Origin of the sequence: Stieleria sedimenti, assembly GCF_025060895.1 — a bacterium.
Classification (GTDB): Bacteria; Planctomycetota; Planctomycetia; order Pirellulales; family Pirellulaceae; genus Stieleria; species Stieleria sedimenti.
In genome coordinates this window covers 48779-64227 of sequence record NZ_JANZKV010000144.1, presented here as the reverse complement: position 1 = coordinate 64227, position 15449 = coordinate 48779, and the positions used below count along the sequence as shown (strand labels likewise).

The 15449-nt window shown below is 60.1% G+C and carries 9 protein-coding genes; 5 read left to right on the top strand and 4 right to left on the bottom strand.

All coding sequences use genetic code 11. The annotated features are described in order from the left end of the window. Positions 1 to 347: 347 nt before the first annotated feature. Entirely contained in the window at positions 348 to 3764 is a 3417-nt protein-coding gene (locus NZK35_RS18135) for an aminotransferase class I/II-fold pyridoxal phosphate-dependent enzyme (protein ID WP_259633949.1), read from the bottom strand. Positions 3765 to 4161: 397 nt separating this feature from the next. Here NZK35_RS18135 and NZK35_RS18130 point away from each other — a divergent pair, with 397 nt between their 5' ends. Together NZK35_RS18130 and NZK35_RS18125 are read left to right on the top strand one after the other, a co-directional pair. Further along, entirely contained in the window at positions 4162 to 5424 is a 1263-nt protein-coding gene (locus NZK35_RS18130) for a hypothetical protein (protein ID WP_259633948.1), read from the top strand. Between the two features lie 338 nt (positions 5425 to 5762). Beyond that, a complete protein-coding gene (locus NZK35_RS18125; RefSeq protein WP_259633947.1) occupies positions 5763 to 7436 on the top strand; it encodes a cation:proton antiporter in 1674 nt (557 codons plus the stop codon). On the opposite strand, the gene NZK35_RS18120 is transcribed toward NZK35_RS18125, so the two are convergent. Continuing rightward, positions 7425 to 8915 carry a sulfatase gene (locus NZK35_RS18120; RefSeq protein WP_259633946.1) on the bottom strand — a complete coding sequence of 497 codons (1491 nt, stop codon included), beginning with the start codon at positions 8913 to 8915 and terminating at the stop codon, positions 7425 to 7427. The two genes, NZK35_RS18125 and NZK35_RS18120, sit on opposite strands and share 12 nt — an antisense overlap. A 224-nt stretch (positions 8916 to 9139) precedes the next feature. On the opposite strand from NZK35_RS18120, the gene NZK35_RS18115 reads away from it, so the two are divergent. Beyond that, positions 9140 to 10300 carry an FG-GAP repeat domain-containing protein gene (locus NZK35_RS18115; RefSeq protein ID WP_259633945.1) on the top strand — a complete coding sequence of 387 codons (1161 nt, stop codon included), beginning with the start codon at positions 9140 to 9142 and terminating at the stop codon, positions 10298 to 10300. 85 nt (positions 10301 to 10385) lie between these two features. Then, the gene (locus tag NZK35_RS18110; protein ID WP_259633944.1) at positions 10386 to 11576 is read left to right on the top strand and encodes an ROK family protein; all 1191 of its coding nucleotides are present in this window, start codon (positions 10386 to 10388) and stop codon (positions 11574 to 11576) included. A gap of 289 nt (positions 11577 to 11865) precedes the next feature. Here NZK35_RS18110 and NZK35_RS18105 read toward each other — a convergent pair whose 3' ends face one another. Continuing rightward, entirely contained in the window at positions 11866 to 13428 is a 1563-nt protein-coding gene (locus tag NZK35_RS18105) for a sulfatase (RefSeq protein ID WP_259633943.1), read from the bottom strand. Positions 13429 to 13539: 111 nt separating this feature from the next. On the opposite strand from NZK35_RS18105, the gene NZK35_RS18100 reads away from it, so the two are divergent. Beyond that, complete coding sequence (locus tag NZK35_RS18100; protein WP_259633942.1) at positions 13540 to 14403, top strand: ABC transporter ATP-binding protein; 864 nt, start codon at positions 13540 to 13542, stop codon at positions 14401 to 14403. 341 nt (positions 14404 to 14744) lie between these two features. On the opposite strand, the gene NZK35_RS18095 is transcribed toward NZK35_RS18100, so the two are convergent. Further along, positions 14745 to 15431, bottom strand: coding sequence for a 3-keto-disaccharide hydrolase (locus NZK35_RS18095; protein WP_259633941.1), 687 nt, complete (start codon positions 15429 to 15431; stop codon positions 14745 to 14747). Positions 15432 to 15449 lie beyond the last annotated feature (18 nt).

Below are 15449 nucleotides of genomic sequence, written 5' to 3'. Positions count from 1 at the left end.
GGTAGGAAGTTCCTTGAGAGGACCGTCGGAGGAATAAGTGGGATAGGCTTCCAGCCTGTCATGGCGAAAACGACAGGCTGGAAGCCTATCCCACAATCAATCCTCGCCACTTATTCTTACGACGGTCCTAAAAGAGTGGATCGGGTTGCTCATTCACGCGGGGCGGTACACCATGTCCGAGGGCTCGAGCGTGATTTGCTTCGACACCCTCCGGGGTCGCGTCAGATCGGTGACCAGGATATCCGGAGGTGTCGCTGCGCTCACCTCCGGCTACTCGCTTGGACCCCGTCCGGGGTAGGCCTGCGACCAGAGAGTGCCTGTCGGCTCGCCCCCGATCACGGCGTCACCTACGCCGAGGCGGCGGCGCCGAAACCGAGCTCGACCAGGTGGTGCGAGGTGCGTGAGACGGCAAAGCGAATCTGCTCTTCGGAGTGTTCGCTGGTCAAGAAGAAACGCAGGCGGGCGGCGGATTCATCGACGGCCGGGTAGAGGATCGGTTGGACGTTGATTCCATCGGCTTTCAGGCGGTTCGACAAACGCAAGGCGACCATCGAGTTGCCGGTGATCACGGGCACCACGGGTGTGCCCCCGCTGGCCCCGGTATCAAGTCCGGCTTCTTGACAGAGCGTCAAAAACAATTCGCTTCGTTGCCGCAATCGCTCGACGCGTTCGGGTTCTTTTTCCAGGGTTTCAATCGCCGCAAGCGCCGCCGCGACTTGAGCCGGTGGCATGCCGACGCTGAAAACAAATCCTGGGGCGGTGTAGCGCAACAACTCGACCAAGGCGTTTGAGCCGGCGATGTAACCGCCACAGGATGCCGCCGATTTGGACAGCGTTCCCATCCAGATGTCGACGTCGCGGGCATCGATGCCAAAGTGCTCGGCCATGCCGCGACCATGCCGCCCCATGGTTCCGAAGCTGTGCGCTTCGTCGACCATCAACATCGCCTGGTGCCGTTTTTTGACCGCGATAAACTCGGGCACGTTACTAAAGTCGCCGTCCATGCTGTAGACGCCTTCGACGATGATCAGCACGCGACGGTATTTCGACCGGACTTCGGCCAGCGTTCGATCCAGGGCTTCGTAGTCGTTGTGCGGGAACGGCCGGCGTCGGGCACCCGAGAGCAACGCGCCTTGGACGATGCTGTTGTGCGACAGCGCGTCATGCAGAATCAAATCGCCTTCGCCGACCAAGTGACCGATGGTCGTCTCGTTCGTGGCGTGACCGCCGACCATGAGAATCGAATTGTCGACCCCGATGAACTCCGCGATCTTCCGTTCCAGTTGGCCGTGGATCGGTTTTTCACCGGACACCAGTCGGCTGGCCGAGACGCTGGTGCCGTATCGCTTGACCGAATCGGCGGCGGCTTGGGAAACGTCCGGATGGCCGCTCAGCCCCAGGTAGTTGTAGCTCGCAAAGCTGATCAGTTCTTGTCCGTTGATGACGGTTGTGTCGGCGACAATGCTGTCGTGGACGGTGAAGTACGGATTGGGCACACCCGTCATCCGCATCTGCTCCATCGTCGCTTTCAGCCGGCGATACTCGGCGAATTGCTCCACACGATCTTCCGGCTCCACGACCACTTCTTGCTTGGCCGGTCGTGATTCGATGCCTGCGGCGAGGGTTTCGGTGGAAACCTCGGTCGTACCGGAGAGCATCGCTTCGGCACGTGCATCGGCCCCCGGCGGCAGGTAGCGTTGGACGGCCAGCGCGGTTTGGCCGATCGTCTCGATTTCGTCGAGGACCTGTTCGGGGAATCGCCCGCCGAAGGTCCGTTCGAGGTTCCGCGCGATTTCCAGTCGTTCCAGGCTATCGAGCCCCAGATCGAGCACGATGTTGGTGTCCAGTTTCAGCGACTTGGCGCGTTCACCGGCGACGCTTCGCACCTGATATTGAATGGCCGCGACCACTAACGGATTCACGTCGGCATCGTTGATGCTTTCGCCCCGGCCTCCGGCCGCGGCGGCTTGCATCATCGGCATCGCTTCGTTGACCGCCACGCCGATCCCAGCGACTTCTTCCCAGCGGACCCACTTGGCGATCAACTTCAGTTCGTTGTCACGAACGGCGTGCAGGCAGGCGTGTCGCTGAATTTTTCCGCTGCTGGTCTTCGGCACGCTGCTGTTGCGGACCAGATAGACCGCATCGGGCGGCAGATCGTGTTCGTCGGTGACGGCACGTCGAATGGATTGGATCTGGGCGTCCCAATCGACATCGCGAACTCGGGCCGCTTCGGCAACGATCGCCAATTGTTCGCGCCCGTCATGCTCCATCGCGAAGGCGCCGACCGCTCCGGCTTGGACGATGGAGCTGGCCCGCTCGACGGTTTCTTCGATGTCCTGGGGATACCGATTGACCCCACGGACGATGATCATGTCCTTGAGCCGGCCGGAAACGTAGAGCTGACCGTCGTACAAGAATCCCAAATCGCCGGTGCGCAAAAACGGGCCGCGTCCGTCGTCCGTTAGCGCTTTGAAAGTCCGCTCAGTCGCCTCTTTCCGCTGATAATACCCGGCGCCGACCGAGGGGCTGTCCACCCAAATCTCACCGATCTGGTCATCGGCGAGCACTTGACGGGTGTCGGGGTCAACGATCAGCACCGTTTCGTTGGGAAGCACGGCGCCGCAACCGACCAATTTGCGCGCCGCGGGATCGTCTTCGGCACGCGGGACGACGTGTTTTTTATCGAGTTCAAAGCGATCAAAGCAGCGCATCACCGGACGCGGATCGCTCGGGCCGCCGGTCACGATCAGCGTCGTTTCCGCCATCCCGTAACACGGCAAGCTCGCCGAGGAACGAAACCCGTACGGTTCAAACTTGCGCCGAAACGCTTCCAAGGTATTGGGGCGGATCGGCTCGGCACCGTTGAACGCGATCTCCAACGTGCTCAGGTCCAACCCGTCCATCTCCCGTTCGGCGATCTTGTCGACACACAACTGATAAGAAAAGTTAGGGCCGCCGGTGACGGTGACGCCATATTCGGTGATCGCACGCAACCAGCGGACCGGCCGTTGCAGGAAAGTCATCGGGCTCATCAGCACGTTGGTGCAGCCGAGGAACAACGGCATCAGAATGCCACCGACCAAGCCCATGTCGTGGTAGGTCGGAAGCCAGGACAGTCCGATCGTTTGCGGCCTGGGTTCAAACGCGTGCCAAATCAGTTCGGCGTTGGCGACCAGATTCCGCTGAGTCAACATCACGCCCTTCGGCGATCCGGTCGAACCGGAGGTGTATTGCAGCACACCCAGCGTGTTGCCGTCGATCGCCGGTTCACGGTAGCGATCGAGGTCGCGGCAACTGAGGCTGTCGGTGCCCAGGATCTGCACGCCGACCAAGTCTTCGTGCCAGGTTTGGCCGGTCAGACGTTCGGCAATGCCGCACGTCGTCAACGCCCACTTCGCATCGGCATCAACGACGATCGAACGGATGCGGGACGCTTTACGATTGGATCGTGGAGGGAACGCCGGGACGGCGATCGCACCGGCGGCATGACAGGCGAAGAAACCGACGATAAAGTCCAAACCGGGCGGATACAACAACAAGACCCGATCGCCCGGCCGTATTCGACACTTGCCCTGAAGATACCCCGCCAGCGCGCGAACTTCCTGCCACAGCTCATCGTAAGTGAGCGAGGTGTCGTGTGTCTCGACGTCTGTGAAACGGAACGCCACCGAATCGCTGCGATGCTCGGCCCAATGCCGGAGGATCGCAACGTAGTGATCCGTTGGGGGAGCGACGCTGCCAAAAAATTGCTTAAAATCCACGAACCAAACCAACGCGTGAAAACGTTTTGTCGAACGGCCCTGGCATCCTGCCAGTGTCCCTTCCCGATCCATGGGACGATCGACGAAATAAAGATCGGTCGACCGTCGGTCTCCATCGGACGTCTCCACCCTCGTCGCCCAGACTCAATGGACGACAGTGGAGTACCCGGAGGGCGGGAGATCCAAATATGACGGTCAAACGGCTCCTGATGCGACGATACAGGATAGTCTGTCGGCACCACCCTTTACGACGCCCCAATTCTACGAAAAATCACGAGCACTCGCCGCGGCCTCGCGATTCGCTGCATTTTCGGGGGGGATCCCCCACGCAATCGTCACATCGGCCCCCTCAACCGATCCGTTCGTGCCGTTTTCGGCATCCCTCTTGTTTCGTGAAATGAAAACCTTTGTCTTGCTGACCCTACTGTGTTTGACCGTTCCGACCGCACTCGGCGCAACGGAACCCGCGGCGACCTTGGAAACCAAGATCGACCAGGCCTGGGCGGTCGTTTGGGACCGGTTCTTCCAACCGGATTCGCAAACGTTCATGGATTACCTGAGCAGTTACGAACCCGGCAAGGAATTGTCGCACCTGCCGACCGCGGAAGAGGTCGCCCGGCAGTACCCCAATCCCTGCGGCTACGGCTCGGGGATGGAAGACGGCATGATTCTCGGTGGTGCGATGCTGAGCACGCTGTGCGATCGGTTTGCCGTCACAGGAGAAAGCAGTCTGCGCGAGCGTGCGGCCGAGGTGTTCGGCGGGATGCGTCGCTGCGCGACGGTGCATGGGGTGCCGGGATTCATCGCCCGAAACGTTTGCCCGCAAGACCGCAAGAGCGTCTACATCAATTCGTCTCGAGACCAATACACCCACTTCGTCCACGGGCTCTGGAGGTACTACCGCAGCCCGTTGGCCGATGAAGCGACCAAGGTTGAGATTCGCGACATCCTGGCGGCAGTGGCCGAGCGGATGATCGAGTTTGTCACAGCGGAAAACAACTATGATTTCTGTCGGGCCGATGGCACGCGTTGCCCGCTGGGCATTTGTCGCATGTGGAATGTCCAGGCTCACGAGGCCGCCCGGCTGCCGATGATCTATGCCGCCGCCTGGGAAACGACCGGCGAGCTGCGTTACCGCCAACTGTGGCGGCAGTATGTCACCGAGGCCGTGAAGCAATCAGCGACGCCGTCCAAACACAACCCGGCCTACGCGCTGCTGCAAATGCAGTGTTCGTTGGAAGTGCTCTACGACCTGGAACCCGACAGCGAATTGAAAGCCGAGATCCATCACACGATGGAACATGTCAGCTCGCTCGCCGCCCCCCGACTCGCCCAGGTGATGCAATCGATCGCCGGCAAAACCGATCAACAGTTGCGGATGCTCGGTCCCGATTGGCGACAGGTCAAGGATTGGATCAATCAAGCCGGCTACCCCAATCCACAATGGGGACCCTATCGCGAGATTTGGCATCTGTTCCGCGAAGCCGGGGAATCGGCACTGGTTCCGATGATGGTCCACGGCGCCTCGATCGACGCGGCGCAACAGCAGCATCTCGAACGTCTGATCCTGCAAACCGACTACCTGCACAATTCCAGCTGCGGCATCGTCTATCACCTGGCAGCCTATTGGAAAGCGCGACGCGTTGCCATGCTGCCGTAGTGTTCTATCCGTGGGTCTTCTTTTCGATGGCCAGACCGATAAAACTGCTGGCACCCCAGCGGAACGCGTAACAGCGGTGGCGACAACACGACGGGGGCCGATCAACTGTCCCTGCGGTGTGGTGGAAACAAGGTTCCGTTGGGTCATCGAAACGCGCGGGGCGCGGCGGTGATTTGGTTGCGGGTTTTGACGTGACGATAGGGCGGGTTCAAGGCGGCGGACCCCACCGCTACTCTGGAAACCGCGGTCGGCTGTGATGACAAAGATTTCAATGGCCGCCACATTTGAGGCTGATTCCGCCCGATCCCCGTCACGTTCGTTCGACACAGAAGGACTTTATGGAACTTTGGACGATTCTTCGAGACATCGTGGTCCTGCTGGGGGCGTCGCTGCTCGTCGGCGGCGTGTTCTCGCGATTCGGGCAGAGTCCGATTGTCGGTTACCTGTTTGCGGGCATGATGCTGGGCGGGCCCGGAAGCCTTCACGCGGTCGGTTCGGAACATGAGATCGAGGCGATCGCGGAGCTTGGTGTCGCGTTGCTGCTGTTCAGTTTGGGGCTGGAGTTTTCGGTCGAGCGGCTGAAGAAACTCGGTACAAAGCCGCTACTCGGTGGAGCCTCTCAGGTCGTGCTAACGATGGTGTTGGCGTTTGCCGGTGCTCGTCTGTTCGGTTTGGGTGGCAAAGAATCGGTCGCGTTCGGTGCGATGGTCGCGCTCAGCAGCACGGCGGTGGTGCTGCGGATTTTGTCCGAGCGCGGTGAAGTGGAGATGCCGCATGGCCGGAACTGTTTGGGCGTCTTGCTGACCCAAGATATTGCGGTGGTGCCGTTGGCCTTGTTGATGACGATCATGGGCGGGGAGGGCAGTGCCGGCGAGGTCCTTTGGAACATCGGCCGTTTGCTGTTGATGGCGGGCGGATTGATCGTCGGTTTGATGCTGTTGACTAAAATCGCAGTGCTGACTCTCGGCACACTGACCCTGCACCGCAATCGCGAACTGACGGTGATCTTCGCCGTCGTGACCGGCCTGGGCGCGGCCTGGGCCTCCCACGCGGCCGGGATCTCGCCGGCGCTGGGGGCGTTTGTGGCGGGCATGCTGTTGGGCAGTTCCGCATTCGCCACCCAGATTCGCGCCGATATCTCTCCCTTGCAAGTCGTTTTGTTGACGTTGTTCTTCGGCGCCGCCGGGATGGTGGCCGACCCGATCTGGATCGTGAAGAACGGTCATATCGTCGCGCTGGTCGTCGTCGCCTTGATCGTCGGAAAGCTGCTGGTGATCTGGGTGATCTTCGCCCTGTTGGGGCAAACGACGCGTGTGTCCGTCGCAACGGGGCTGTGTTTGGCCCAAGTCGGTGAGTTCGCCTTCGTGCTGGGAAGTATCGGTCGCACCAGCGGGGTGGTCAGCGAAGACACCTATGCGCTGGTCGTCTCCGCGTCGATCGTTTCGTTTTTCCTGAGCGCGTTCCTGGTGCCGGCGGCGCCACGTTTAGGAAATTGGGTGGCCAACCTGACCGGTGCACAGCGGCAAAGTCCGGACGAGACCAGCGAACGCACACCGCCGCCCGATGTTGCGATCATCGGCTTCGGCCCGGCCGGCCAAATCGCGGCACGACCACTGGTGGACAAAGGATTGCGGGTCACGATCGTCGAATTGAACCAAGTCGGCGTCCGCAAGGCCCAGCAGCTGGGTTTTCACGCGGAGATCGGCGATGCCACACAGAGTGATGTGCTCGAACACGCACGGTTGAATGAATGTAAAGCCATTGTCATCACCGTTCCCCATCACCAATCCGCGATGACCATTCTGAAGCATGTCCGCCGCAACGCACCGTTCGTTCACGTGATTGTTCGGTCACGCTATGAAGTTCACACCGACGACTTTGTGTCCGCCGGCGCCCATGTGGTCACGGGCGACGAACAGCAAGTCGGTGAAAGCCTCGCCGGCCACCTTCATCAATGGCTGGTGAACCGGGAACCCGGATTCGAACCGCCGAGCAGCGACTCAGTTCTTTGATCGAAGCTGGCGATCGAACTGCACCTGGACGCGTCGGCTGCCCGCGGGAACGGCGGCCGCCTGTTCGATTCGGTCGCGCAAGTGTGCTGCCAGGCGACGGCGTTGCGTTTCGTACGACGGATCGTCGGCCACGTTGTTCATTTCGGCAGGGTCCTTGGACACGTCGTACAGCTCGACGCCACCGCTGCCATCGTTTCCCCAACTGGTGTAGCGAAACGTTGGCGTTCGAATGCTGTAGCCGATGTCGTACTGGGTGAAGGCTGATTCACGCACGATCGCGTTGGGATCTTGAAGCGCCGGCACCAAGCTGACCCCGGAGACCGATGGGGGAACCGGCAGTCCGGCCAGCTCGGACAGCGTGGGGTAGAAGTCGACCATTTCCGCCATCGTCTCGGCAACGCCACCGGCATGGACGCCGGGTCCGGCGATCACCAAGGGGACGTGCGTGGCATTTTCAAACAACGTCGTCTTTTGGTAGTGGCCATGTTCGCCCATGTGATAACCGTGATCGGACGTGAACAGGACGATGGTGTTGTCGTCGAGTCCGGTTTGCCGGAGCGCGTCGAGAATCGATCCCAATTGTGCGTCGGCAAATGAGATCGATGCGTAGTAGGCTTGAATGGCTTGCCGGGCAACGCTGGGGTCCAGGTTGAGCTGCTCCTTTTTCCGACTCAGCGACTTTGCCGCAGGTTTGGGGATCGTTTCCAAATAACCCTTCGGTACGGTCGGCACATCAATCTGATCGATCGGGTACAGGTCGAAGTATTGCTTGGGCGCGACGTAGGGCGTGTGGGGACGATACAATCCGACGGCCAAGAAGAAATTTTCGCCGGTTTGGGCGTACCGTTTCAATCGTTTGATCGTTTCAGCCGCCGCGATACCGTCGGTTTGTTCGGCATCGGTGCCTTCGGCGGCAAGCCAGCTGAGCGTCCCGCCGTATTGCCCCGGTCGCAACGTGATCACTTGGTCTTGATCGATCACGTCGCGTCCGCGTGGATTGATGGTTTCGTTCCACGAATAGGGATCGTCGTGGCCGCCGGTGCCGATGTGCAGCGGGACGTTGTAGTGATAGATCTTGCCGATCCGTGTGGCGAAGTAATCGGCGTCACGAAAGTGCTGGGACAAGGTGTTCACGTTGGGGGCGCGCTCGCGAAGATGGATCGCGTTGCGGTGGATCAGTGTTTGGTCCGGATACCAGCCGGTCATGAAGGAGGCTCGGCTGGGGCCACAGAGCGGATATTGGCAATGCGCGTTGGCGAAGCGGACCCCGCGCTCCGCCAGCGCATCGATGTGCGGAGTTTTTACTTGGTCGTGGCCATAACAACCGATGTCGCAGTTCAAGTCGTCGCAAATCAGAAACAAAACGTTCGGCCGTTCGGCGGCTGGGCACGTGGCTGAGAAAGAAAGGCCGTATGCGAGGCCGCAAGCCAGGCAGGCTGCCGCGATGGCCAACGCCGGTCGGAATCGAAAGTGGTTCATGGTGAGTTCGCTGCGTGCGGTATCGGTGGAGAGGGTCTGGAGCGTCGCCAGCCAATTATTGCAGAATCCGTGCTATGATGCGGGAACACGGCAACCGAGGATCGCGTGCAGGCGAGAGAGCGGATCGGAACCATGGAATTGGCTTCCGGCCTGTCATGGCTGCATCGACAGGCTGAAAGCCTATCCCACTTGTTTGTGCCCCCTTTCGACCAGGAACAACCGTCATGTGGAAATTTTCGCTCGCCGTCTTCTGCCTGATCGCGCCGACAGCGTTTGCCGAGCCGATACCAGAGTTTTCGTGGAAGGCGGTGGAGATTGACCAGATCCAAATCGGCTACGGCATCCAACTGGCTGACGTCAACGGCGACTCAAAAACCGACATCGTGCTGGCCGACAAGAACACGATCCAGTGGTACGAAAACCCCAACTGGACGAAACATGTGATCGCCCGGGACCTGACCCAACGCGACAACGTGTGCGTGACCGCACGCGACATCGACGGCGATGGCAAGTGTGAAATCGCAGTCGGCGGTCAATGGAATTATCGCGAAAGTGTCAAAGACGGCGCGGTGTTCTACCTGGTTCCGCCGCAGGACCGGACGGAAATGTGGCGGGCGGTCCAGTTGCACAACGAGCCGAGTACCCACCGCATGCACTGGGTCCGCGGGACGAACAACGAGTACCAATTGGTGGTCAAACCCTTGCGTGGCAAAGGCAGCGTGGAGGGAGACGGGCCGGGGTTGAAGGTGCTGGCCTATTCCAAGCCCGAAGATCCCGACGCTCCCTGGCACTACGACGTTGTCTGCGATTTCCTGCACCTTTCGCACAACTTTCATTCGGTCAATTGGGACGACGATGTCGAAGAGGAACTGATCATCGCGGCCAAAGAAGGTGTTTGGCATTTTGACCGGCAGCGGGACGGTTGGAATTCGACTCAGCTGACCGACCAATTTGCCGGCGAGATTCGTGACGCACGACTGCCAGGCGGCCAACGTTTTATCGCCACCGTCGAGCCCAAGCACGGTCAACGCTGTGCCGCCTACCGCCAACCCGATCAAAAAGGTGCTCTTTGGACGCCGCTTCCGGTGCTGAGCGATGAACTCAAAGACGGGCATGCACTGGCGGTCGCCGATTACCTGGGCGTCGGGTCCGATCAGATCGTCGTCGGCTGGCGGGCGATGAATGAGCCGGGCGTGCCGGGAATCATGATGTTTACGCCGACCAACGATGAGGGAACCGAATGGCGTCAAACTCGGATCTCCGGTGAACGGATCGCCGTAGAAGATCTGAAGGCGGGCGACTTGAACGGCGACGGCAAGGTTGATCTGGTCGCCGCGGCGCGTCAGACGAAGAATCTGGTGATCTTCTTCAACGAAACGAAGTGAAACGCACACCCATCGGCGATGGCCCCAAACCTCGATCGGGCGTTTAAGCCAATGGGTTTGGAAACTTTCGCATAAACGTATATGCTTGCCGATCATCCTTCCGCCGGGATGCTTGAAAACCGACCGGCAGAAGTCTCCTCGGAATGACACGCCGGGTGAGGACGGGATGTTTCCCGTCCAAGCCACGACGCTGGCCTTGCAAACGGACACCGAAGTAGTGAAGTATCGTATCGGCATTGATGTTGGTGGCACGACCACGACGATCGCGATCGGAAATGACACACGCGAAGTCGTCGTGGTATCGGAGCAGTTCGAGTCGCGAACAGCGGAAGGCCCCCAGTCCACCTCCCAGGCCATTTTGGACCAGATCGAAACGGGGCTGACCGCACTCGGGGGAACAACCGAAGACATCATCGATGTAGGATTGGCGACCCCGGGACCGGCGACACTCGATGGCGTGCTCCGCAATACGCCCAACTTGGACCCTGCGTTGTGGAACGGATTTCCCTTTCGCGCCACGCTGGAAGAAAAGATTCGCCAGTGGTCACCCCGGGCATCGGTTCACTACATCGGCGACGGCCAGGCAGCGGCGTACGGCGAGTACTCGATTCGCAGCGGTGCGGTGACCTGGGATCGCGTCGGACCGATGGCCGCCGGCCCCAAGGCGTTGTCGTCGCTGTTCATGTTGATCGTCGGCACGGGACTGGGCGGCGGACAAGTCCAAGACGGCCGCGTCGTGCGTGGAAAAGAAGGACGAGCCGGGCACGCGGGACACCTGCTGCTTCCCCCCTATGCCTTTCGATACGAACATGATCAACAACTGCGCGTCGGCAATGCGATGTGCACCGCCGAGTCGGCGATTTCGCTGACCGGATTGACCCACCAGTTGGAATACCGGCTAACGCTGCCTCAATGGGCAGACCATCCGCTGCAATCGGTTGCCGGATCAACCCGCGACAAAGCCAAATCCTTGCGGGGTTTGGCATCCCAAGGCGATCCCTTGGCGATGGAGTTGTTTGATGACCAGGCCCGTGCCCTCGGGATCACACTGCTGGACCTCAATTACGTCGGTGATTTTGATTTGCTGATCATCGGCGGAGGCGTCTGCGACCTCTCCGCCGACGTCAAAACGCGTTACAAACGGATCGCCGAAGAAGCCTATCGAGAATACGCGCTCGATGGATTCAGGGACTTGGATTGCCTGGAATTTTCGAGCTGTGGTGACGAATCCCCCGTGATCGGTGCACTCGCATTTGCGTACACCGCGGCGCTGTAACGCCGCAACGAACGGGGCGGTGCTTGTTTGGTGTCCATGCCCCCGAACGGCAACGCTGTGAAGCATTTTTTAGCGGCAGGGCGCGAGCCCTCCGGTGTTTGGAGGTGTTTTTGAAGCGTAACCGGACGGCTCGCGGGCTGTCGTTTTTGTGAGCCGCGACGCGTAAGCGGCCGGGCACTGCGACGCTGCCCGAGGCCTTACGGCCAACGGCTCACCATTGACTCAGCAGATCCCGACTCAATCGACAGCCCGCTCGCGCCGTTCCGCTAATACCCTTCGCCCCGAATCCCTACAGCTTGTCTTCGGGCACGATCTTTTTGTTTTCCCAGTAAAAACCGTCGGCCCGTTTTTCAAGGATGCGTGCCGCGCTGCCAGGGGCCAAGGGCGCTTCCTGCTCGGGCAGATACGCAGCTAAACGGTCGATCACTTTGCGGTAACGCTCCGACTGTTGTTCGCTGATGTCGCTTTGGGCCAGCAGGTTGGTGTACTCAAACGGATCGGCGACGGTGTCGTACAGTTCTTCGGCACCGTCGGCGTAGACCACGAAGCGCCAGCGGGTGTCGCAGACCGAGTGGTTGCCGGCGTTGTGGGTGCAAATGGCGGGGCGTTCGCGCGGCTGGTCGGGATCGACGAGCTGTGGCACCAAGCTGAGCCCTTGCTGCCCCTCAGGAATCGGCAATCCGGTCAACTGAGAAAGCGTCGCGTACAGGTCGAGCAACTCGGCCGGCTGATTGCACTGGGCCGCTTCGGGGACGTCAAACGCGGTCAATCCCTCGGGCACCGAGATGATCAACGGGACGCGAGTGCTGTGCCGCCACAGACTGTTCTTTCCCGAGATCGCCTTTTCGCCCATGTGATAACCGTGATCACTCCACAAAACAACGATCGTGTTGTCGGCCAAGCCGGAGGCATCCAACTGATCCAAGATGCGTCCCACTTGACTGTCGACGAAACTGACCGACGCCAGATACGAACGCGTCAGGTTCTTCAGTTGGTTGTTTTCCCGCAACCAACTCGTCCGGGGCTCGGGCAGGTACCAGTGGATGTACCATGACGATTCCGACGTGTCGTCGCGATCACCTTCAAGGATCGGCGGCAAGATCAACGATTCCTCCGGGTACATGTCGTACCACTTTTGCGTCACGTAACAGGGGACGTGCGGCAAGAAGAATCCGGCGGCCAGAAAGAACGGTTGGTCGGGTGTTTTGGACAACTCGTCAAGCTGGTCGACGGCCCAACTGGCGATCGCCCAATCGCCCTTGTCTTCGTCCTTGTGCGGGAACGTTCCCCAATCCATCAGCGGGTTGTTGCCGCCGGGGGTGGGTCCGATCAGTTTCTGTTGGGGCCGGGCACCGACCGACGACGGCGGCCCCCACACATCGGCCTCTTGTGCCGGCTTGTTGCGACGTCCGTTTCCACCGTGGTGAATCTTGCCACCGATCAAGCTTTTGTAGCCATGGGCGCTGAAGTGTTGCGGCATGGTGACCAACCCGGACAATTCGTCAACGTCGCGAATCCAGGGCCTTAACCCGTAGACGCCGGTCGTGGTGGGACGACGCGCGGTCATGATGGCAGTTCGACTGGGATTGCACAGCGGAGCCTGGCAATGGGCGTTGGTGAACGTGACGCCGCGGGATGCCAGTCGAGCCATGGCGGGTGTTTTGACCTGCGGATGGCCGCCGAGCGGTTCGACCCAATCGTTCAAGTCGTCGATGGCGATCATCAACACGTTGGGCCGAACGGATGGCGTTTTGCCGGCGTCTGGGTCTGCCGAGGACGCCACGCTATCGCTGACGAAAACAATGCAGGCGACCTGCATGAGTCTTAAAAAGGACGATCGAAAAAGATTCACGGTGGATCGGGCGGATACGAGGTGGGAAGTGGGGGACAGGGGACGACGAAACGGCCCCGGTGGCTCATATTGTACAAGCTGAACGCAGACACCTGTGGATTTGATTCCGCCGTGCGTTCTTCGTTTTTTCTGGAGCAGACATCCATCTTGGACACACCACTGATTGAAATCGAAAACGTGTCGGTCTTTCGGGAACAGACACACATTCTGCGTGGGGTATCGGTCCGCATCCCGCGCAAACGCCACACCGCCGTGCTGGGGCCCAACGGGTCAGGAAAAAGCTCGTTGCTGAAACTCCTGACGCGGGATTTTTATCCGTCCGTCGAAGCGCAGGGGCACCAGGGCACGGTCCGAATTTTGGGGGAATCCGATTGGGAGGTCGGTCGGCTGCGTCGTCGGATGGGAATCGTAACGCCGGCGTTGGACTACGAGTTCAGCTCCGGCCGGACCGGTCGGATGACGGTCAGCGAGGCGGTCGCCAGCGGATTCACGGCGACACGTTTGAAAGAATTTGGCCCCAGCGTGGATCAGGCCATGGCCGATGCCATCGCCGGCGCCATTGAAACGGTCAAGATGTCGGACCTGAGCCGGCGCACGCTGAGCACGCTGTCCACCGGTGAACGACGACGCGTGATGATCGCCCGAGCCATCGTGCACGATCCCGATATCTTTGTGCTCGACGAGCCGACCAACGGATTGGACATGACCGCCCGCGCCCTGTTTTTGGAGATCCTCGATTCGATCACCAAGCAAGACGCGATGACCATGGTCTTGGTCACCCACCACATCGACGAGATCCCACCGGCGATGAATCACGTCCTTTTGCTGGATCGAGGACGCGTGACGTTCGACGGCCCCAAGGCGGAAGGGCTGACCGGTCCACGGATCTCGTCGTTGTTCCGCGCCGACGTACACGTCGATGCGCGAAACGATGGATGGTATCGCTCGGAGATGCTGGGGTTGTCGAAGGGATGACGCATTGACACGAACGTAAGACCGGAGGGCTCGCGCCCTGCCGCTAACAATCAATTGAAGAGGTTGGCGGAACGACGCGAGCCGTCCGGTCCCAGCAACCGATCACACCCACCGATGGCAGCGCGGACCCACGGATCCCTGGCTGCTTTTATCCGTGGGTTCGCGCTGCCATCGGTGGGTTCATTCATATCGGGCACTGGTCGCTATCCTCAGGCTGGCGTTTCCAGCGTCGCACGGCAACCGGCCGGTTTGAGTCCGCGATCCAGGTCCTTGGCATGCACAGCATGCCCTACCCGGCTTGGCATGCACAGCATGCCCTACCCGGTGCCAACACGGTCGCGCTATAGCGGCTTGATCTTCAAGTTGCGCCAGCGGACTTCGTAGGTCTCTTTCTTTTTGCCGATCCCGTGGACCTGCAACCCGATCATGCCCTTGGGATGGGTCTTGTAGATTTCAGCGTCGGTCAAATCAGCGATCATTTCGCCGTTGATCCAGACTTTGATGTTCGGCCCTTTTGCGATGACCAGGTACTGATTCCATTGGCCATTTTTGAAGTGGTCGTGCTGGTTGATCGACGTGTCTTTCGACTCGGGCTCGGGCGACAACCAACCGCGTCCGGTGGCTTCGCCATAGATAAAGCCGGCTTGTCCCGGTCCGGATTCGATTTCGACTTGCGGTCCGTACAGCCGACCGCCGTAGGAGTCCTTGGCGTCGACATTTTTCAGCAGCGAACGGATCTGGACGCCGGAGTTGAGGCCGTCATCAACTTTGACTTCAAACATCAGTTCAAAATCGCCGTAGTGCTTGTCGCTGGTCAAGAACGAGTTGGGGCTTCCCGCGGCGGTTTTACCAACGATCACCCCGCCGTCTTCGACCTTGTACGTCGCGAAGCCGCTTTTGACGGACCAGCCGTCCAAGGTTTTTCCATCGAACAATTCCGTCCAGCCGTCATCGGCATGGGACACGGTGGTGGACAACAGAGAGAAGACAAAAACGGTCAGCAGGGACGTCAAGGATCGGCGAAGCATCAGGTGTCTCAAAAAAAG